Origin of the sequence: Paenibacillus sp. W2I17 (assembly GCF_030815985.1) — a bacterium.
Lineage (GTDB): Bacteria > Bacillota > Bacilli > Paenibacillales > Paenibacillaceae > Paenibacillus.
The window spans coordinates 5,142,335-5,164,385 of record NZ_JAUSXM010000001.1; the positions used below are offsets into that span (position 1 = coordinate 5,142,335).

Genomic DNA, 22,051 nt, shown 5'->3' on the forward strand with positions numbered 1-22,051 from the left:
ATTAATAACATAGAGGAAGATGTGATATTTGTACATGGACAACTATGATCACTACTGTATGGACAATTATGATGTGAGGTGACGCATGATATGCTGCAACTGCTCCATAACGGACAGGGGATCAAATCCATAGAACATGTCGGCATCAATCTCGTATACACGTCCTTCACGAACGGCAGAGAGGGTGCCCCAGGATTCCTCATTCAGCAGGTTATCCAGCATTTCTCGTTCGGTAGGTTCCTCAGGGTAGGCGATAAACATGTGATCTGCTGCATACAAGTGAATCTCAGACAACGGAACATGAACGTATCCCGTGAGTAACTGCCCATCCTGCTCCATACGTGAGGGTGGAGTGAAGCCCAGCGATTGATACAGCACATGAGAAGCTCTGCCCCAGCCATGACCATAGATATAAGCCCCGTCCTCTCCAATCATAAACATGCAAACGGCGGACCCTCGTGTTCCTTCCATCTGTTGGTCCAACGTATGATTGGCTTCTTGCTCAAGTTGATGATATTGATCTAACAACGCTTGTGCATTGGACTCAAGCCTGGTAATTCGGCCCAAAAGGAGAAGCTGCTCCTGCCAATCAATTTCCTCAAAGGGCATCAGAATGGTCGGTGCGATCAGACGTAGTTCATCGGAAGCGGGATGCGGTGCATATCCGACAATGACATCGGGCTGAGCGTTTGCAATCAGATCCGTATGTTTAACCAGCTCATATTCGGAATGTTGCTCAAATTGCTCATGACCATGTTCCCCCAGTTTTTCTTCCATCCAGCTGGCGACGGCGCCCATGTGGGGAGTGTGGCCCAATGCCAAAAGTGAGGCCGTATAGTTGTAAGTCAAAGATACAATCTTCTTGGGCATTTTCCGGTAGTGTGTTGGTGCTGATCCAACCATCTGTTTGAATTTGCGGCTCAGATAGAAAGTGTCCCTGTAGCCTGTCAGTTGTGCAATCTCCTGTAGCGTAGGATTCGCGAACAACATATGCTCCTGAGCCATCCTGATTCTGAGACGAGTCACATATTCAACAAACGTAAGACCTGTATGTTTCTTGAACTCCCGTGAAAAATGCTCAGGGCTCACATTTGCATCCCGTGCCAATTGTTCGCGGGTTAACGGATGGGTATACATCTGATGGATATGTCTGAGCACGGCATCGAGCCAGGAGTGATCTTCATGAGCAGAATGAGCCGCATGATCCCGCAAAATATCCAGTAACTCATAGAAAAGCATATGTGGCCTGAATGGACTGGAATCATGGCCCTTTGAACTTGCTTGAACCAGCTCTACTGCCCTATCGGTGAGCGTACGACTCGCAATGGGAGCTGGTATCCCGAAAGGCCAGAACAGCTGTTCATTTTCAATGGAATCAAAAGCAATAGCAATGCCCTGTACTGGCGACAGGGAGCCGCGCTTGTTCTCGTGCTGAAGCAGGGTTCCAGCTTGTCGAACGACTGCAGAGCCCGCATTTAATGTTAGTTTACCCTCTGCACTGATCAGCCTGGCTTGGCCAGCAGTAATGACGTATAGCACATGAAGAGTGCTCCACATCTCATCTATGCGGGAGAATACGTCGCGGTCGTGAAGCTGCACCAGATGGCACAGCTTGAAGAGGGCAACAGGTACGGACTGAATCTTCTGCAAGGAAATGAGACGGGACAGCGATTTTTTATGATAAATGGGCTTGGAAATATTCATTAGATAACTGCCTCCTTACATAAGTCAGCAGGGACAGTATTCGTCTCATGCCCCTGGTGTACTGGCGTAATTCTCGGATCTCGACTATTATGCAGTATATACTATAAACGGAGTGACGTGGATGGACAGATTGAACAAATCAACTTTTTATTTGAAAAATAGATAAAGTGGTTGAAATCGCTATCAACACCGACTATAATGAAAATGTCGAAACGTTTCAATCTGGCGTTTACTGCCAGTTTCATTGTATTAGGCACGAACTGTTTATAGAGCGCCAGATTGAAAGACGTGTCATGACCATCACTAATGGTATGGATTGGAACGGGACGCATTCAACCGTGGCCCCATAAGGATAGGAACGAGGGTTTTTTTTGAGAACACCTCGAAACGTTTCGATTGACATCCATCGCTATGATATGTACAAAGATTAATAAACGATAATGCAGGATTTAGTGGCTGTTCTAACCATGTATCGTATAGAATGTAGATAACCTTGAATTTGTTTTAGTTTAGAAGGAGCGAACGTGGAATGGCAACGATTAAGGATGTGGCAAAGCTGGCAGGTGTAGCACTCTCGACTGCTTCCTATGCGCTGAGCGGGGATAGCAAGGTTAGTGCCAAGACCAAGGCTAAAGTGCTTGAGGCAGCACGAGAACTGAATTACCGCAAGAACGGCTTTGCCATGGACCTGAAACGGAGCCGGACGAACACGATCGCTTTGATCCTGACCGATCTGTCGGGCCCGTATTACTCGGAGTTGATCCGTAGTGTACAGGATGTAGCCCTCGCGAACGGGTATGACCTGATTGCTTGTAGCTCCATGGGTGGACGGGATTCAACGGCAGTACGATTTTTGCGTGAAAAAAGAGTAGATGGAGCCATCATCCTGGCGCATAACATTCATGATGATATTCTGGTGGAATCTGCCGGTCATCGTTTTCCGATCATTGTGATGGATCGTCAGCTGTCGAGTGACCATTTGGTCAACGTGCTGGTGGATGGAGAGCAGGGCGGTTACCTTGCTACCCGCCACCTGATTCAGGCAGGACATCAGAAGATTGCTTATATCAGTGGCCCATCCAACTCGTATGACAACGCGCTCCGTTACCAAGGGTATCTGCGGGCGATGCGGGAAGCGGGACTTGAAGAAAAGTCCAAATGGCGTCTGAACGGTAACTTTGTGCGTGAGGGCGGATACAGTGCAACCAAAATGATGATCATGCAGGGCGATCTTCCCTCAGCGGTATTTTACGGTAACGATGAGATGGCGATTGGTGGCCTGAAGGCATTGGAAGAGCGTGGTGTATCGGTGCCGGATGATATTTCCGTGATCGGTTTTGACGATATTCAGTTGTCCGAATATGTGCATCCACCACTGACAACGATACGCCAGCCGAAGCATGAAGCTGGGTCGCTCGCCGGACATCTGTTATTCCAGATGCTCAATGGCGAAGCGGTTGACCCTTCATATACGTTAACGATTAATATGATCGAGCGCAGCTCTGTACGTTCGGTTTAGACCGAGTCTGAACAACAAAGAACTGCCCGCATGCTGAAGTAAAAGTTTAATGATGGGGTTATCGTCCGGACGGGCTTTAAAAAGCCGGTTTGAAGAGGCCCCTATTCTTTTTCAGATTCATCGAAACGTTTCGATTTTAACTAATTCAAGGAGTGAACCTTATGACAACGATGATTAATGAACCGATCCGGTTGAGTGCCGGAGAGTTATCCTTTACCTTTTTGAACAGTGGCGACCTATACCAGGCTACATCCGGTACAACGATGTTGAACCAGTTGCTCAGCAACCAGATTGATGGATCTTTGAACAACCTGTACCTGCGTGTACACGAGGGAGAGAATATTAGCTCGTTCCCGTTGCTCGGTGTACGTTCGAACAGCAAGGTGATTACAAGCAAAGCACAGTCCAGCAACCAGTTGATCTGGGAGGGTACAGTCCAGCTCGAAGGCAGTGAACAGGGCATTGGCTACCAAGTTGTATTTACGGCTACCCCGCAAGGTGTCTGGTTCTGGGATGTGAAGCTTACAGGACAACAACATAACGTAGACGTGGTATATGGACAGGATATAGGTCTTGCTGATCCAGGTGCGGTACGAAGCAATGAGGCTTATCTGTCACAATACATTGACCATACGGTGTTTGAAGATGAAGCGAAAGGTTATGTGGTGTGTTCCCGTCAAAACCAGCCTCAGGGCGGTGCATTTCCTTATATGCAACAAGGTTCCCTGACGAAAGCAATCGGTTACTCCACAGATGGATTCCAATTCTTCGGTCTGTCGTACAAGGAAACGAATCAACCAGAGAGCTTGAATCGCCCAATGTTGGCGAATGAGACGTATCAGTATGAATTTGCCTACACGGCGCTGCAATCTGAACTGCTGAATCTAAACGGAGAAGCTCAGGTGGTCTTCTATGGACTGGCGAAGCCTAATCATGCCGAAGGAATCTCTGCACTGGAATTCGGAGATGAAGTTACCGCAGCATGGAATGAAGTACAGGCTCTGACTGTGGAAAACGGCGATACGTTAGAACAGGTAAAACTCTCCTCCTTCCTGGGTGAACCACTGGTTACACTTGATCTGACACAAGATGAGATTCATGATCTGTTCCCTGATCGTCATCAGGAAGAGCACAGCGGTGAGGAACTGTTATCCTTCTTCACAGGCAGCTATGAACATATCGTTCTGAAAGCAAAAGAATTGCTCGTAGAGCGTCCGCACGGTCACATTCTGATGAGTGGTGGCAACGTGCAACTTGGGGCACAGGTTATTACGACAACGTCGTATATGTACGGTATTTTCAACTCTCAGCTCGTTATTGGTAACACCAATTTTAATAAAATGATCAGTAATGCCCGCAATGCATTGAATGTGCCGAAGACGGCTGGACAACGCATCTATGTGGAAGTGGACGGACAATATCGTCTGCTGACGATGCCTTCCTTGTTTGAGATTGGCTTCAACTATGTACGTTGGATCTACAAAACGGCATCCGATACGATCATCGTGACCAACTATACAGGGGCACATACTACGGAAGTAAGTATGAATGTGCGTTCCACAAGTGGTAAGGCGTACCGTTACCTGGTAACAAACCAGATTACGATGAATGTGAATGAATACGAGTATCCGCTGCATATGACGCAGGATGGCGATACTTTGATCTTCAAGGCTGATCCACAAGCGATTAGTGCTGGAACGTATCCAGATCTGCAATACCGCATGTCGGTGGACGGCGCAGCTGTGAATGTAGGGGACGAAACGTTGCTGGCAAGTGGTATCCGCAGTGGTTCCGCATCACTGGTTACGCTTAGTCTGGAAGCAAGTGCTGAATGGACGCTGAAGGTACAAGGGGGATTGGAAGGCCAAGCAGGCAGCGGAATGGTGGCAGGTTCAAGCCTGACGTTTGAAGAGGAAGTGCAGGCATACCGCGAGTTCTTCGCAGGTGTGATGAACGGATTCCGTTTGTCCCGTGGCGAAGGTCAGAGTGCTGAGGATCTGTTCAAAGTAAATGCGCTTGCTTGGTGGTACACCCACAATATGCTGGTTCACTACTCCGTGCCCCACGGTTTGGAGCAGTACGGCGGTGCAGCTTGGGGTACGCGGGATGTGTGCCAAGGTCCGGTAGAGTACTTTATGGCTACGCAAAAATATGAGCAAGTTCGCGATATCATCAAAATGGTCTACACTCACCAATACGAAGATGATGGCAACTGGCCGCAATGGTTCATGTTTGATAAATACTTTGCGATTCAACAGGAAGAAAGCCATGGCGACATCATCGTATGGCCGTTGAAAGTGCTGGCGGATTACCTGACAGCGACTCGCGACTATGCAATCCTGGATGAGAAAGTACCTTATACCGTGAAACATAGCTTCGGGTTCACGGAAGAGACGGCAACGGTGCTGGATCACGCGAAAAAAGAGATCGAATATATCCGTTCGCACTTCCTGCACGATACGTTCCTGTCTTCCTATGGAGATGGCGACTGGGATGATACGCTCCAACCAGCCAATGCACAGCTGAAGCAATACATGGTGAGCAGTTGGACGGTGGCATTGACGTATCAGTCCGTGAATGTGCTCTCGCAAGCGCTGAAATTCAAGGATGCAGACTTTGCACAGGAGCTTGACGTGTTGGCTCAAGGCATTCGTGAGGACTTTAACCGTTACATGCTGGGCACAGATGTGATTCCAGGCTTTGTATACATGGAAGAAGCGGACCAAGCGAAGCTGATGCTTCATCCAACAGACACAGAGACAGGCATTCAATATCGCCTGTTGCCAATGACGCGCAGCATGATCGGTGAATTGCTGAATGCGGAGCAAGCAGAATCGCATTACGCATTGATCCGTGAACAGTTCCTATGCCCGGATGGCGTGCGTCTGATGAATCGTCCAGCTCAATATGCTGGTGGTGTAAGCACACACTTCAAACGTGCAGAGCAAGCATCCAACTTCGGTCGTGAGATTGGTTTGCAATATGTACACGCCCATATCCGTTACGTAGAAGCGATGGCGAAGCTCGGTAAGACAGATCAGGTGTGGAATGGTCTCGCGATGATCAACCCGGTTGGTATCGGCGAGGTTGTACCTAACGCGGAGATTCGTCAAGCGAACTCGTACTTCAGCAGTTCAGACGGCAAGTTTAATACACGTTACGAGGCGCAGGAGCATTTTGACCAACTTCGTAAAGGGACTGTACAAGTGAAAGGCGGATGGAGAATCTACTCCAGCGGCCCTGGAATCTACATGAACCAGCTGATCTCCAATGCACTTGGTATTCGTCAAGAGGGCGGCGATCTGGTCATTGACCCGGTATTGCCAGCTGAGCTGAACGGTATGCAATTCGAATTCGAGTATGCGGGTGAGCCGGTGACGTTCATCTATCACTTGAATGAAGGTGCTGTGAGCCGTGTAGCGGTGAACGGCAAGGACATTCGTACCGAGCGTACAGCGAACCGTTACCGTCAGGGCGGTGTAAGCATCTCGCTTGATGAGTTCAGACAAGCACGCAGTGCAACTGAGCGTACGGTTGTTGATATCTATATGTAATTTCATAGCATGATGTACACCAAGGTCATCCTCCTTTATTCAAGGCGGGATGGCCTTTTTGGCATATGCTCATGATTGCTCACCGCAGCGGAACTGCCAGCAACGTATGCAATAGCTCATTATGCCGCATATGCTTGGTTACGTAGCCCTGTTGCTCCAGCCAGCTGCATAGCTCACTCAACAGAGGGAAGTGACGCTCGCGCAAGGCGCGCAGCTGTTCCTCGTGTCCTGTGGTTTCTGCCTGCCGAATATAGGAATCACGGTGAGTCACATCAACAAACATCAGATCGGTTAGGCCGATACGTCCGCGCGAGGTTAATACCCGCTGCATCTCCTGTAAGGCCAATAGTTGTTGATCTGGACTCAGATGATGGAAAGCAAAGCTGGATACAACAAAATCGAAGGAATGATCGGCAAAAGGCAGCGCCAGGAAATTACCAAGTTTCACATGCATCTCAGGATATTTGGTACGACATCTGCGTAGCATCTCCCGGGATTGGTCGATTGCAGTCATGTCTGCGCCGTGCTGTAGCAGTTTCCTAGCCAGATTACCTGTGCCTGTACCAATATCGAGTCCTTTCTCACCAAGGGCGGGAGAGATCCAATGAGCTGTCTGTTCGAGCGCTTCGTCATAGTTGTGATACAGATAAAAGGAACACTGTACCGTATCATTGGAATCGCTCGGCGTGGAATGATCTGTATCCTGATATGGATGTGAAACTTCAATCTCATTGCTTATAGGCGAGGTGTTGTCCGAATGATGCCTGCCCTCTGAATTGGGATATTCAGTACTGATTCTGCCTTCTGCCTGCACTCGCTGATCATGGATGGCTGCCTGCGTGTCATAATTCCACCGATCATGCCAGTTCTGCCGGGCTTCGCGCAGGCGACGGGCACTGTCCGCGAGATCGTGTAGATGGCTGACATCCAACGGACCATCCTGACGATTCAGGTCAATCATGCGCTGAGTTGTATCCATCATACGTTTGAGCTCAATCCACTGGGCATACATGACGGCCTGTTGCAGTTCCAGATATTCTTCCAGCCGCTGCTGGTTTCCTTGATCAATCTCTCCGAGCGCATGTGTAATATCCTGTAGCGACATGCCAATCTCACGCAGCGCAGCAATGGTCTGAAGCCGCCAGATATCATTCTCAGTGTATGTGCGATAACCGTTACTGGACTGTTTGGTGGGTAGAATTAATCCTTTTTCCTCATAAAAGCGAATGGCTCTTGCCGATATACCTAGCCTGCCTGCTGCCTCTTTGATGTTCATCATGCATCCCCCTCCTTATCGAATCAGTATAAACTATGACGTAACGGTAAGGTTAAGTGTTTATTTCATTTTGCGAAAAGGTCCAATACTGAGTGGAATTTTAGTCAAAGCTGAGGCTATGCTACAATATATAGAACAATAAACTTAAATAGTGAAGTAAACGAACAATGTCTTCCTATTCCTAAGTTTCTCAACGTTCTTAACTCTCTTAACTTTCCCGACGTTGTAGCGCACAGCGTTGTCGACTATAGCACGAAAGGTTGAATCATTATGCTTACCAGCCATACATTTACGATTCGTCCATCCGAGATTAAAGATGCTGCCCAGCTAATGGAGTTGGATGCCCTGGTATGGGACAAATACACCTCTCCTGCACCGATGCATTGGCGCTCCAGACAGCAATATCTGCAGCATTGCCCGCCAGGCAGTCAATTGATTGCGGTGCAGGGAGAGCGGGTATGTGGTTATGTGGGCTTTCAGCCAGCCACAGGTATGCCGGTCAACCGTCATGTCTACGAGATTCATATTGCAGTTCACCCTCATGATCGGCGTTGTGGCATTGCTACAGCTTTGATGGATGCCATCAAGCAGCATGCGGCCCAACATGGCGTTCTCAAGCTCAGGCTGCGCGTTCTCTCCAGCAATCCGGGAGCCATCACGTTTTATACACAGTGTGGATTTGTGACGGAAGGCAGGTTGGTGTCTGAGTTTTATATCGGAGACAAGTATGTGGACGATATTCTTATGGGTTATTTTATCCAGACCAAATAGAAACTAGCTGAGGAGGAGGAACAACGATGGACATGGGACTTCAAGGTAAAAAAGCACTGGTGCTGGCTTCCAGTCGAGGGCTGGGCAAAGCGGTAGCCGCTCAACTGGCAGCAGAAGGTGCTGACGTCATGCTTGCCAGCCGAAGCGAAGAAAAGCTCGCAGCAGTGAAGCAGGAGCTTCTGGCGCTTGGTGGTGGCGGACGTGTGGAATATTGTGCAACCGATGTGACACGTAAGGAAGACATTGAGGCTCTGATTCACAAGACAGCGGAGCTGTTTGGGCAGATTGATATTCTGGTGAACAATTCGGGTGGCCCGCCATCGGGTTCATTTGAGTCACTAACCGATGAAGATTGGGAGCGTGCATTTGAATTAAATGTACTCAGTTATGTAAGACTGATTCGCGGTGCTCTTCCTTATATGAAAGAAAGTGGAGGACACATTGTCAATATCGCTTCAACTTCGGTGAAACAGCCCATTCCGGGTCTGGTGCTGTCCAACACGTTCCGTACCGGCGTGTTTGGATTGGCGAAGACGTTATCCCAGGAGCTGGCTCCATACGGAATTTTGATCAACACGGTGGCGCCAGGACGTATTGCAACAGACCGTATACGTGAGCTGGATGCAGCACGGGCTGAGCAGAATGGAATCAGTGAGGAAGAGGTATCTGACCAGTTCCGTAAAGAGATTCCACTAGGACGTTATGGTCAACCGGAGGAGTTTGCCAAAGCGGTGGTGTTCCTGTTATCCGGGGCCAATACGTACATTACCGGAACCTCATTGATTGTGGATGGTGGCATGGTCCGAGCACTCTAAAAGTCATGGATGCAATAAAATACCCTCTGTCACCACATTCCGTGGAGATCGAGGGTATTCGTGTTGATCTATTATGTTGGGAGAGATCACTCCCGATTCATTATGTAAGCGAATTAGCGCAAGAGTTCCCATTCATGCTGAAGCATGCCGTACACCGCATGGTTCACGTAACCTTTAGGCAGTTTCTCTGCCTGACGAATGACACCCTCGAGAACAAATCCGAGTCTTTCAGGGATAGCGCGACTCCGTTTGTTATTCGTTGCCGAGCGAATCTCGACGCGATTCAGATCCAGGGTCACCAGAGCATAATCGACTAGAACGCGACAAGCACTTGTCATCAAGCCCTGACCTTCAAAGCCTTTTCCCAGCCAATATCCGATGCTTACCGAGCGGTTGGTCCAGTTAATTTCGTGGAATCCGATGACGCCTGCGAGATCGCCTTTTAACCACACGCCTGCGGTGAAGCCGCCATTTTCAGCACCTTGTTTTAATGCGTTAGTAATGAAGTTTGAGGTGTGTTCCACTTCTGTCACATGATCCACCCACGGCAACCAATGTCTCAATTGATCCCGCGAACGATCCGTCAGTTCAAACAGCGGTTTGGTATGTTCCATGGCCAGTGGCCGGAGTTCGGTATATTCATCCAATGAATAGGTAAACATGAATGCAACCTTCTTTCTTTATTAGTATAGGTTTGTTTGTAGTGGATTAACGGGAAGTCTTGGGCAACTTTTGCTCCAGTGCAAACAGGTCTTCTTCCATTGAGGCCATGCGTTGATTGACCGTTGTGCGCGCGTCACGGAGTGCCTGATTATATATGTAGGGAGCCAGCTGTGTCATGAACAGGTCGAGGACACCCCAAGCGGCCAGATCGCCGAGCTCTTCGCCACGTTCCTCTTCGAAATACGACTGAATGGTGCGAATGGCTTCATCCTGCTGTTCTTTGGTCAGTTTAAGCGAGTTCAATGGAATGGGAAACCCTCCCTTTAATTTGATTTTACTATCATGCTACATGATTCGAGCGAACCCGTCAAAATGGTTTTGGGCCTATTTATGCATGGCTGATCCTGACTTTGGTGCCGTTCTTTATTGAACTCCTCCCCCGTTAAAGGTATATTTAAATGAAACGCGTACGAAACTTTCCAAGAAAATAGATTTTTTCAGGAAATGACTTCGTTATTAAGGAATTATAGCCGGAATTGCTGCAATTCCCTAAGGCTCCAATCCATTCATGAAAGGTTTGATACCTGTGGACAATCGTACAACCCCACCTAACTTTATCAAAAATATTATTACCGAAGATCTCCGGTCTGGGAAAGTCCAGGAAGTTATTACCCGTTTTCCTCCGGAACCGAACGGTTATCTGCATATCGGCCATGCCAAGGCGATCTGGATTAACTTTACGCTGGGCGGCGAATTTGGCGGCAAAACGAATCTGCGCTTTGATGACACGAACCCGGTCAAGGAAGATGTAGAGTACGTTCAATCGATTCAGGAAGACGTGAAATGGCTCGGATACGAGTGGAACGAGAAACGTTTTGCCTCGGATTATTTTGACGAGATGTACAACCGTGCTGTCTTGTTGATTAAAAAAGGTAAAGCCTACATCGACGATCAAAGCGCCGACGAAATCCGTGAAATGCGCGGAACGCTGACGGAGCCGGGTAAGAACAGCCCGTACCGTGATCGTTCAGTGGAAGAGAATCTCGACCTGTTCACACGTATGCGTGCAGGTGAATTCAAGAACGGAGAGAAAGTGCTGCGTGCCAAGATCGATATGTCTGCACCGAATATCAATCTGCGCGATCCGGTTATTTACCGGATTTCTCATGCACATCATCATAACACGGGCGACAAATGGTGTATCTATCCGATGTACGCCTTTGCTCACCCGCTTGAAGATGCAATTGAAGGTGTAACGCATTCCCTCTGTTCCTTGGAGTTTGAGGATCAACGTCCATTCTACGATTGGGTTATTGCCGAGTGTGAGATGGAGAACCAACCGCATCAATATGAATTTGGTCGCCTGAATCTGTCCCAGATGGTAACAAGCAAGCGGAAGCTGAAACTGCTCGTAGATGAAGGACATGTGGATGGATGGGATGATCCGCGCATGCCAACGATTTCCGGTCTGCGCCGCCGGGGTTATACACCGGAAGCTATTCGTGATTTTGTATATGAGACAGGCATTTCCAAAAACTATGGAGTTATCGACCTGCAAACGCTGGAGCACTTTGTACGTGAAGACTTGAAACTGAAAGCTCCACGCACGATGGCTGTCCTGCACCCACTCAAAGTGGTCATCACCAACTATCCTGAAGGACAAGTGGAATGGCTTGAAGCAGAGAACAATGTGGAGAACCCGGAGATGGGTAATCGCCAAATTCCGTTCTCCCGTGAGATTTATATTGAACAAGACGATTTCATGGAGAATCCACCGAACAAATATTTCCGTTTGTTCCCTGGCAACGAAGTTCGTCTGAAACATGCGTACTTCATCAAATGTAACGATGTGATCAAAGATGCAGAAGGTAATGTAACTGAGATTCATTGTACCTATGATGTAGAGACGAAGAGCGGCAGTGGATTCACTGGCCGTAAAGTCAAAGGAACAATCCACTGGGTAGAAGCGACTCAAGCGGTACCTGCTGAATTCCGTCTGTACGAGCCGTTGATCCTGGATGAAGCACCGGAAGCAGAGGTCGAAGTGGCAGTAGCTGGGGCTGAAACTGAGGTTGTGGAAGAGCAACCGGAGAAAACGTTCCTGGATCAACTGAACCCGAACTCTCTTGAGATTGTTAATGGGTATGTGGAACAAGAGATGAAGGAAGCGAACGCTCAGGATAAATTCCAATTCTTCCGTCACGGTTACTTCAGTGTAGATCCAAAACATTCCGAGCCAGGACGTCCGGTATTTAACCGGGTCGTATCCCTGAAAAGCTCATTCCAACTGCCGAAGGCATAATGTGAACATAGGTAGGACGATAGGTTAGCAGTAAACTTAAATCTATGAACGTAAAAGGCGTCTCCAGGGCAATAAGCCAATGGAGACGCCTTTTTCTTGTGCGCCTGCAATTGATAAAGAAGGTTGTACTAATACAAGTCCTGGTTCTGCGTGGATACACAAAAAATAATTATTAATACAACGGGATACTTAAATGAACATTTTTCCAACTTTCGGCGTTTAAGTTAATGTGAACAATAATTTCAAGGAGGAATCAAGATGAAGCGATTTGTTTCTTTATTGTTGATGTTAACTTTAGCTGTCTGCGTAGGCTCTGTTGCCTCTGCTGCTTTGGACCAATCCCTAATGGATCTACCTTTTAAGGAACGTGCGGCGAATGTGTACAATTCATCACTAAAAAAAGTTGAACTAAGTGTCATAAAGGAAGGAAAGGCAACAAAAACAACTTATAATTCCATTTATATCCCAGTGAAAGATGTTTTTAAACGATCCGGAGCAACGTTTAAATGGGATGGAAAGAAAAAAATCACCACGATTAAAAATGAAGGACAAGAACTGATTCTTAATTTCTCTGGCAAAGAAATCACAGCGGGTAACAATCAAGTTGTGCTCCCTCAAGAGTGGGTACAATTGAAAAACGGGGTCTCGAGTATGGATGCATTTGTCTTAGCATATATTTTTGAACTCTCGACTGATGACTCTGATCAAGAAAGGGTGGACTGGAAAGAGAAACTGAATTTCTTGGATATCAAAGGTACAACCGGTTTTCCAGGATTAGATAAGTATATGCATGTGTTTGTTCAGTTTAATGATTAGTTAAAATCTATAGAGAAACTAGCATCGTATTCAATTATGATAGAACGAACTACAGCTCCGCTTTATCCCCGGATTGTACCCCTTTGAAAAGGGAATCAAAAAAATCTGGGGATAACAGCGATCGAATGATTGTTCTGTCCTCGTAGTGCTCCAGTGGAAATCTTTCAACTTTTTCTAACAAAAGATTATCGGTCCTCATCCATATTACCCATCTCCGTCAATACAACTGGCTGATAGCCGTTACGTCGATTCGATAACCACATGATGCCGAATCCAACAGCGCCGATGAGCGAGAAGAATACGCCGATGCTATACATGATTTCCGCACCGAAGCTCTGGAACAACCAGCCGCCGAACAGACCGGCAATGACGCCGGAGAGACCGCCCCAGGCCATCGTGTAGACAGCTTGACCGGAAGAACGATAAGGTCTTGGGATAAACAGCATAGTCAGCTGTGTACCCACATAGAAGTACCCACCGAACGTAATGGAGTGCATCAACTGAATGAATACAATCTCCAGTGGGTTGTTAGCCAGTGCCATGAGCTGCCAGCGAAGTGCAAACAGCACACTGATCAGGATAAGGGATGCCAGGAGCATGCTCATTTTGCGTTTGAGCAAGCGATCTAGCAGCAGGAATACGCCGACTTCGAGAATGGATGAGGTGAAGATGGCCCAGCCGACCATCTGTTTGTCGCCACCCATTTCTACAATATATAGTGACATAAACGTACTGTTCATCGCATTAGGCACCGATACGAGTACACCCAGGCCGATAAATGCCATAAAATACGGATTGAACATGACTTTGCCAAACCGCCGAAAAGTAACCACGGGTGTATCCGAAGCGATCGGCTGTCTGGGTAAAAATACGGATAATACAAAGGCGGTGGCAATCATGCACGCAAATATAATGGATACACTGCCGATGCCAAAACGGTCAATGAGCGGTCCGGCTGCGACGGCAGTCAGCGCCCAACCGAGTGAACCCCAGAGCCGGAATGATCCAAATTTCTGGGTTGTACCATCGATATATCCGAGAATCAGGCTATTGGTTTGAGCAAATAATGGACTTTGAAAAAAATAAAAGAAAATCATGGCTACATAGATCCAGGTATACGTGGGCGCATAGAATACACCCTGGGCGAGCACAAATGTGCCTCCCATCATAATCATCAGAATGATGCGAATGTTGCGAGATTTATCGCTCCAAAAACCCCAGAACGGGTTGGCAAACAAGGATACAAAGGGTCCAATCGCCATCAGACTGCCAATCTCTAGTTTGGTCATACCAATCTCTTGCAGGTAAAGCTGCAGGAATCCGGCGAAGATCGAGATGGCTCCATATATGAAAAAGTTATATAGTTTCAGAGAAACCAATGAGGGATTGCCTCTTGAAGGTGCAGGTCTGTCCAATTAAGCCATTCCTTTCAAATGCATATTGTTCAATGTATCATTTGTTGAAAGGGGATTCAATGCATAGCGAACGTTTTGAAATTGATGCATTCAAACACATATCGTGATCTGAGGGAGGATAACAACATGAATACGCGTGAATGGACAGGCATCATATTGGCAGGAGGTTTATCCAGTCGCATGGGGACCAACAAGGCCATGCTGGAACTGAACGGTTCCGTTGTACTGCAACATGTCACAAAGGCCATGAGACCCGCAGTATCCCGTATCATCGTGGCAGCTGGACCCAATGTGACAACCTACAGTGCAATGGGCTACGACTGCGTTCAGGATCACTATCCGCGGAAGGGGCCACTGGCGGGTCTTCACGCGGCGCTGGAAGCTTCCGATACAGACTGGAATCTGGTAGGCGCCTGCGATATGCCGCTCCTGCAAACGTCTTTTTTTGATGGAATAAAAAAACTGGTCGAATCGCATAACTCTTATTCTGCTATCGTTCCACGCGTGGATGGACATGTCCACCCTCTTGCAGGGGCTTACCACAAACGAGTGCTCCTTGATCTGGAGCAGCGTCTGGTACAGGATCATCTTCGAGTCATGCGATGGCTTGAAGAGATCGGTTGCCTCTATGTTGAAACGGAAGAGCTTGAGAGAGCGGGTGTTCACCAAGTAGCGATGCAAATGAGTAATATGAACACGCCGGAAGAGTACGAACGTATCCGTAATCAAGATTGTGGACTCGATTCGGATCTGTAGGATACAGGATCACCTGATGTATCTGCATGATGATTGCGATATTGCAGCGGGCTTTGGCCTGTCCAACGTTTGAATTGTCTGCTGAAATGGGACAGATGGGTGTAACCTAGCTTCCAAGCAATTTCCCCGAGCGACAGCTCTGGCTGTTCGATCAGCACTTTGGCTTCCTGCAACTTCAAGCTGGACAAGTAAGCCCTGGGCGATCGCCCGTACACCTTGCGAAAGACCTGTAGACCATATCCCGGGCTGATGCCAAACGAGGATATAATCTGCTCTACTTTGACAGTGGATATACTGCTTTCCTTGGTTCGAAGCTGGGCATGGAATGCCTGCTTGATCGCCTCCGCTATAGCTCCCGCATAATGCATGGCTGTTGGAGCTGGTGCATGTGAAGCAGCAACGGAAGTGGTCGACTCCGGTTCATTGTCAGCGGCTTGGGACAACAGGGCGAACAGTTCAAACATGCGTGCCTGCATGATCATTTTGTCAGTGGACGTGTAGGCTTCAGATACGTTAATCATCCCCATCCAACTCTCCAGCACAACGCGCATTTTCCTATTATCAGCCGTACCTGCTGCGTAGATTCGGCTGTGCTGTGACATCAGCTTCAGGGTGAAGACCGGATCATCCACATTAAAGTGAGCGCTAAAATAAGTCATGCCTTCCGTGGATACACATTGATTTGTATGTTTGAACCCAGGAGGAATGAGAAGAATGGAACCTTCCTCCACGGTATAGGTATAACCATGAATCACACTCTCCTGCGTACCTTCGATGATCAACATAATCTCAAAGCCCGGATGTGATTCCTCAGGCATCGCCCATCCATAGGGTACTTGTTGGCTGTGAGCACCATAGAATTTGATGTTACAGTCGATAATAGGCAGCCAGTGGGCCAGCGTATGGTGAGGCATTTCTCGGAGCTGTGATCGGATATCCATTATATTCACCTCGGAAAAGGGTAAAAACAACTTGCCTTATACAATCGGCACCCGTAGTATACTTCATTATAATTAGTTTAACGCAAGCATGGATAATCCATGGAACACATCAGCGTTTGAAGTGGTTGCTGAACAATGCAAGTTCTTCAACTGATAATAATGTAAACGCTAACATTATAGATTGGCATATGTCAACTCTTGCACACGTCAAGATCATTATATTTTCCACCTAAAAAAGGAGATTAAATCATGGACAAATTATTATATGGTGTAGCCTACTATGATGAATATATGCCTTACGAAAGATTGGACAAGGACATTCAGATGATGAAGGATGCAGGGATCAACGTGGTCCGTATTGCAGAATCAACCTGGAGTACCCATGAACCACAGAATGGCGTATTTGACTTCTCTTCCGTAGACCGTGTGCTGGATGCCATGCATGAAGCGGGAATTCAGGTCATCGTTGGGACACCAACGTATGCTGTTCCAACGTGGATGGTCAAGGAACATCCGGACGTGCTGGCCACCACCTCGCAGGGACCTGGTAAATACGGCGCAAGACAGATCATGGATATTACACACCCAACCTATCTATTCTATGCCGAGCGGATCATCCGCAAGCTGATCTCTCGGGTAAGCACACATCCAGCGGTCATCGGTTATCAGACAGATAACGAGACGAAGCATTACAATACGGCCGGAGATAATGTACAACTGCAATTCGTCAAATACATGCGGAACAAGTTCAGCTCCCTGGATGAGCTCAACAAGGAATTTGGCCTCGATTACTGGAGTAATCGGATCAATAGCTGGGAGGACTTCCCCTCTGTTGTAGGGACGATCAACGGCAGTCTGGGTGCTGAATTTGCCAAGTTCCAGCGGCAGCTGGTAACCAACTTTTTGGCTTGGCAAGTGGGGATCGTGAATGAATACAAACAGGAAGGACAGTTTGTTACCCAGAACTTTGACTTCGATTGGCGTGGATATTCCTACGGCATTCAAGGGGATGTGGACCATTTTGCCGCATCGAAACCTTTTGACATCACCAGTGTGGACATCTACCATCCTTCCCAGGATGATCTGACCGGCATTGAAATTTCATTCGGCGGGGATGTGGCACGTTCCACCAAACAATCGAACTATCTGGTACTGGAGACTGAAGCGCAGGCGTTCTGGCATTGGGTTCCGTATCCGGGACAACTGCGTTTGCAGGCATTCAGTCATCTGGCATCAGGAGCGAACATGGTCGCCTACTGGCACTGGCATTCGTTGCACAATTCGTTTGAGACGTACTGGAAAGGACTGCTCAGTCATGACTTTGAACCGAATCCGGTGTATAACGAAGCGAAGACCATTGGCAGGGATTTTGCCCGTCTCAGTCCAAAGCTCGTTAATTTGAAGAAAAAAAATCGGGTGGCGGTGCTTTTTAGCAATGAGGCTCTGACATCCATCAAGTGGTTTGGGTTTAACTTCACCAGTGACAAGAACTACAATGACGTGGTGCGCTGGATGTACGATGAATTGTATAAAATGAACATTGGCTGTGACCTCATCGACCCATCGGTTGAGAGTTATGCGGAGTATGACGTGCTCGTTGTACCTGCTCTGTATGCTGCTTCGGATGCATTGCTGGAAAAATTAAATCAATTCGTACAGGATGGCGGACATATCGTCTATTCGTTCAAAAGCGGATTCACAAATGAGCATATCAAGGTACGCTCTACCCGCCAGCCCGGCCTGATCAGTGAGGCATGCGGGATCAGTTATAACCTTTTTGTAGAGCCCAAACATGTCTCGCTGCGCGATGATCCATTCGAGGTTGGTGAGGAGCAGAACCAGGTTCACACCTGGATGGAACTAATTACACCAACAACGGCTGAAGTACTCGCTTGGTATGATCATCCACATTGGGGCGAATATGCGGCAATTACCCAGAATGCCTATGGAAAAGGCAAAGCAACCTATGTCGGCTGTTACACCAGTACTGCGGTGATCCGTAAGGTGTTGGAGCGAGTCATGAAGGAAGCGGGCGTATGGGGAGCCGATCAGGAGCTGGCTTTTCCCATCATTGTGAAGACAGGTGTGAACGATCAGGGGAACACGATTCGCTACTATTTCAATTATGCAGATGAGGCAACATCCTTCGTGAATGCTTATGGAAAAGGAACTGAACTTCTGGCAGGAACCCCGATTGCTGCGGGAGAGAAGATCGAACTGGAACCATGGGGCATACGGATTATCGAACAATAATAGGAAATAATAAATATAGGTATATAAGTTGAATTTAATATGTACACGTTAACGGAGAGGGCAGAAATAACCTGAGGAAGCGGAGCGTTCGCCTTTATCAACGGATTTTCCCCTTAGATAAGGGAATCAAAAAAATCCGGTGATAACAGCGATCAGAGGGTTGTTCTGACCACGTAGTGATCTCGTGTAACCATTCATTCTATTGTATAACGTGATATTTTAACATTTCCAAACGAATACAAAGACCAAAGCGCCCTCAGCTTCCATGCTGGGGCGTTTGTCTATTTTAGCTCAGGAGTGGATGCGCTGTGTTTACCGAATGTTATCGGAAGCTGATAGATCCTTTCAAACGCAGCATTCGCAATAAGTTGATTCTTACCATGACGCTGCTGGCTGTTCTACCCGTCATTGCCATGACCGCTATGGCTGCTGAGAATACCCGCTCTTCCATGGAAGAGGAGATTATGGAGACCAACCGAGCCAATATGAACTGGGCCTCCATCTATCTAGGTGAACAGTTCGCCCGCATGAACAATATTATCTATTCGATTCAGATCAGTGACGAATTGCATCAATATCTGGCGTTGAACGAAGAAGCGCCGGCAGCCAGTCGGTTCGATGAACAGAAGGCCATGTTCAATATGCTGAACAGTGTATACTATTCTGCTGGCAATTATGTATTTGGTGTTGAACTCTATCTGAAGGAATTGGACACCCTGTTCACCTTCAACTCCATGGATTCTCGCATCAAAGCGGTATCGGAAATACCGGAAGGGTATCATGAGCTTTTTGCACAACATAAAGATTTTACGATTATCAATGATCCGGACGATCCGCAAAAGTTTCACATGACCCGCAGCATGAACCGCTTCGAGGATCAGGCACAGATCGGTGCCATCAGTCTGGAGGTCAAGTGGGCTGAGTTCAATCAGACGCTGGAGCTGCTGGATAGCCGGGGTGACTATGGGGTATACATTGCTGACAGCACGGGCAGTCCGGTCTATCAGCCGAACCAAGAGATTCAGCCGTCTGCGGAAGCAATGGAGAAATTGGCAGGCACAAAAGAAAGTTCGGGCTTCATCCGGACAGCCAAGGAATATGTATTCTTTCACTCCATCGAGCCGTCAGGACTGCGTGTGGTCAAGATTGTACCTGCCCATATCGTTAACGAAAGTGCTTTGGACACGATGAAATACGGACTGGTCGTGGGTGGCCTGGCCACCGTCATATCTGTGGGACTAGCTGCGCTGGTGGCCTGGCGCACATCGAAGCCCATTGTCAGACTGGCGAATTCCATGAAGGGTATTCAGCTGATCAAGGACAGGGAAGTGGTACGAAGCGGCCGGGTAGATGAGATTGGTCTGCTGGAGAAAAATCTGCACGGTATGGCTAGTCGTATTCGGGAACATATTCGCGACAATTACCTGATGAATCTGGAGAAGCAAACGGCCGAGCTCAAAGCACTGCAATCTCAGATCCATCCGCATTTCCTGCAAAATACACTGCAGATGATCGGTGGCATGGTCTACTCGCAAAAACCGGCAGACAGTTACAAAGTCATTCGAGCCTTGAGCGAGATGTTTCGTTATATTGTGCGAGCGCCGGATGGACTTGTACCCCTACAGTCTGAACTGGACCAGCTGGAGCATTATATGCTGATTCAGAAGCAGCGTTTTGCCGGCAGGCTTGAATATACACTGGAGATCACCGGAGAACTTCGGGCGTGTTATATCCCCAAGTTGTCTTTGCAACCCATTGTGGAGAATGCATTTTTGCATGGTCTGGAGAAGAAGCAGGGTGAATGGAAACTGGGCATTGAGGTCGTCTGTGAACCTACAGATGTAACCATTCTAATTTGTGATAACGGCGTGGGTATGGATGCTGAGAGACTAACGGAGATGCAGTCCAGACTGGAGCGGCTTACCCGGCAGGCAGATCGGGTGTGGAGTTCAGGTACAAGTATTGGACTGGTCAATGCGGCCTCACGGATGGTAATGCATTTTGGACCTGAATATGGGATGAGCATAGAAAGTGAATACGGACAGGGGACAAGCGTTACGGTACGAATTCCCTGCAATACAGGAGGCGAAGCCTTGTGAACAAGGAACTGTACAGAGTGCTGCTGGTGGACGATGAACCGTGGAACCGGGATATTTTGCGCAACCTAGGAGATTGGAATGAACTTGGCATGACTGTTGCAGGTGAGGCAGAGGATGGCGAGCAGGCCATACAACTGGTCAAGCAGCATCAGCCTCACATTATCATTACGGATATGCGAATGCCCGGCAAAGACGGTGTGGAGCTGTTACAGACACTGAGCGGACAGTACCCCACAGATCAAGGTGATCGTGGTGAGCGGATATGACGACTTCAATTATGCAAAACATGCGATCCGCCATCGGGCTGCAGATTATCTGCTCAAACCGGTGAATCCGGATGAACTGAATGGTGTGTTGGCCAAATGTGCACGAGAATTGGAGAAGGCTGAATCAGCGCCTGAATCATGGGAGTCGTACCCATCTTCGTTCGCAGGTGAGTTCTCCCTGTTTCAACAGCAGGCCCGTCTGCGGTTTAATGACCTGAACGGTCAGAGTCTGCGGGGTTGGTTCCAGCAATTACAGCAGAAGCTGGAACGATGCGAGATTAACAGACCCCGGCAGCTTGGGCGGGTGGCTTATGAATTACAGGCTTTGCTGGATGAACTGTGCGTCTCCAATGGCTTGTACGAGCGGCCCGAAGCAACGGCGCTACCTCCTTCAACAGCGCTGGCTTCCATCGAATCCACGATCACATGGATTTCGAGTCCGTACTATCAGGCTTTGGAGCAGCTGATTGCGCAGCGCAAATTTAAGAACAAGCTGAACCTGGACGAGGTGAAGCAATACATTGAGCAACACTGTATGGAGATGATTACGCTGGAGCAGCTCGCCCAGATCTTTTTTGTCAGCAAGGAATATCTCAGCAAGGTATTCAAGAAAGAGTATGAGGTGAATGTGACCGACTATGTTGTCCAGTTGCGTATGACGCGAGCGAAGGAATGGGTGATGGATGAGCAGATTCCATTCAAGCATGTTGCCGAGATGGCGGGTTATGAGGATGTGTCCTACTTCTATCGAGTGTTTAAGAAGCATTTCGGAATATCTCCAGGGGAGATGCGGAAGGGACAACCTCGTATATCAGGCAATTCAAGCAGTAGCACGGAATGAGTCGTTCGAGAGAGCATTCACGGCAGGATTAAGGTTTAAAATAATCCAATACACAAGTCT

Annotated in this window: 17 protein-coding genes; 11 read left to right on the forward strand and 6 right to left on the reverse strand. The window is 47.9% G+C overall.

The annotated features are described in order from the left end of the window. Positions 1-66 precede the first annotated feature (66 nt). Entirely contained in the window at positions 67-1,704 is a 1,638-nt protein-coding gene (locus QF041_RS23025; RefSeq protein ID WP_307415825.1) for an AraC family transcriptional regulator, read from the reverse strand. A gap of 529 nt (positions 1,705-2,233) precedes the next feature. Here QF041_RS23025 and QF041_RS23030 point away from each other — a divergent pair. Both QF041_RS23030 and QF041_RS23035 read left to right on the forward strand, forming a co-directional pair. Continuing rightward, on the forward strand, positions 2,234-3,223 hold the full coding sequence (locus QF041_RS23030; protein WP_100528357.1) for a LacI family DNA-binding transcriptional regulator: 990 nt from the start codon (positions 2,234-2,236) through the stop codon (positions 3,221-3,223). Between the two features lie 161 nt (positions 3,224-3,384). Continuing rightward, a complete protein-coding gene (locus tag QF041_RS23035) occupies positions 3,385-6,777 on the forward strand; it encodes a GH36-type glycosyl hydrolase domain-containing protein (RefSeq protein WP_307415826.1) in 3,393 nt (1,130 codons plus the stop codon). A gap of 79 nt (positions 6,778-6,856) precedes the next feature. Here the strand turns inward: QF041_RS23035 and QF041_RS23040 are convergent, their stop codons facing one another. Beyond that, positions 6,857-8,056 (reverse strand): methyltransferase domain-containing protein, encoded by a 1,200-nt coding sequence (locus tag QF041_RS23040; RefSeq protein WP_307415827.1) that lies wholly within the window; start codon positions 8,054-8,056, stop codon positions 6,857-6,859. A gap of 267 nt (positions 8,057-8,323) precedes the next feature. Here QF041_RS23040 and QF041_RS23045 point away from each other — a divergent pair, with 267 nt between their 5' ends. Next, entirely contained in the window at positions 8,324-8,824 is a 501-nt protein-coding gene (locus QF041_RS23045; RefSeq protein WP_307415828.1) for a GNAT family N-acetyltransferase, read from the forward strand. A gap of 26 nt (positions 8,825-8,850) precedes the next feature. After that, entirely contained in the window at positions 8,851-9,639 is a 789-nt protein-coding gene (locus QF041_RS23050) for an SDR family oxidoreductase (RefSeq protein WP_047840749.1), read from the forward strand. Positions 9,640-9,752: 113 nt separating this feature from the next. On the opposite strand, the gene QF041_RS23055 is transcribed toward QF041_RS23050, so the two are convergent. Together QF041_RS23055 and QF041_RS23060 are read right to left on the reverse strand one after the other, a co-directional pair. Continuing rightward, positions 9,753-10,301, reverse strand: coding sequence for a GNAT family N-acetyltransferase (locus tag QF041_RS23055; protein WP_124116580.1), 549 nt, complete (start codon positions 10,299-10,301; stop codon positions 9,753-9,755). 46 nt (positions 10,302-10,347) lie between these two features. Further along, on the reverse strand, positions 10,348-10,605 hold the full coding sequence (locus tag QF041_RS23060; RefSeq protein WP_091012850.1) for a DUF2164 domain-containing protein: 258 nt from the start codon (positions 10,603-10,605) through the stop codon (positions 10,348-10,350). A gap of 265 nt (positions 10,606-10,870) precedes the next feature. On the opposite strand from QF041_RS23060, the gene QF041_RS23065 reads away from it, so the two are divergent. Together QF041_RS23065 and QF041_RS23070 are read left to right on the forward strand one after the other, a co-directional pair. Continuing rightward, positions 10,871-12,604 carry a glutamine--tRNA ligase/YqeY domain fusion protein gene (locus tag QF041_RS23065; protein ID WP_307415829.1) on the forward strand — a complete coding sequence of 578 codons (1,734 nt, stop codon included), beginning with the start codon at positions 10,871-10,873 and terminating at the stop codon, positions 12,602-12,604. Between the two features lie 258 nt (positions 12,605-12,862). Continuing rightward, a complete protein-coding gene (locus tag QF041_RS23070) occupies positions 12,863-13,420 on the forward strand; it encodes a stalk domain-containing protein (protein WP_307415830.1) in 558 nt (185 codons plus the stop codon). A gap of 185 nt (positions 13,421-13,605) precedes the next feature. On the opposite strand, the gene QF041_RS23075 is transcribed toward QF041_RS23070, so the two are convergent. After that, positions 13,606-14,799, reverse strand: a complete 1,194-nt coding sequence (locus QF041_RS23075; protein ID WP_307415831.1) for an MFS transporter — start codon at positions 14,797-14,799, stop codon at positions 13,606-13,608. 162 nt (positions 14,800-14,961) lie between these two features. Between QF041_RS23075 and mobA the strand changes: the two genes are divergently transcribed. Next, positions 14,962-15,591, forward strand: a complete 630-nt coding sequence (gene mobA / locus QF041_RS23080) for a molybdenum cofactor guanylyltransferase (protein WP_307415832.1) — start codon at positions 14,962-14,964, stop codon at positions 15,589-15,591. Here the strand turns inward: mobA and QF041_RS23085 are convergent. Continuing rightward, the gene (locus QF041_RS23085) at positions 15,561-16,532 is read right to left on the reverse strand and encodes an AraC family transcriptional regulator (RefSeq protein WP_307415833.1); all 972 of its coding nucleotides are present in this window, start codon (positions 16,530-16,532) and stop codon (positions 15,561-15,563) included. The two genes, mobA and QF041_RS23085, sit on opposite strands and share 31 nt — an antisense overlap. 249 nt (positions 16,533-16,781) lie before the next feature. Here QF041_RS23085 and QF041_RS23090 point away from each other — a divergent pair, with 249 nt between their 5' ends. The 4 genes from QF041_RS23090 to QF041_RS23105 all read left to right on the forward strand — a co-directional run bounded on the left by QF041_RS23090 (position 16,782) and on the right by QF041_RS23105 (position 21,991). After that, positions 16,782-18,785, forward strand: coding sequence for a beta-galactosidase (locus tag QF041_RS23090; protein WP_307415834.1), 2,004 nt, complete (start codon positions 16,782-16,784; stop codon positions 18,783-18,785). A gap of 308 nt (positions 18,786-19,093) precedes the next feature. Next, entirely contained in the window at positions 19,094-20,884 is a 1,791-nt protein-coding gene (locus QF041_RS23095; protein ID WP_307415835.1) for a sensor histidine kinase, read from the forward strand. Next, complete coding sequence (locus QF041_RS23100; protein WP_307415836.1) at positions 20,881-21,150, forward strand: response regulator; 270 nt, start codon at positions 20,881-20,883, stop codon at positions 21,148-21,150. Before QF041_RS23095 ends, QF041_RS23100 begins: the two co-directional genes overlap by 4 nt. Next, positions 21,137-21,991, forward strand: a complete 855-nt coding sequence (locus tag QF041_RS23105) for a response regulator transcription factor (RefSeq protein WP_307415837.1) — start codon at positions 21,137-21,139, stop codon at positions 21,989-21,991. Before QF041_RS23100 ends, QF041_RS23105 begins: the two co-directional genes overlap by 14 nt. Positions 21,992-22,051: the final 60 nt, after the last annotated feature.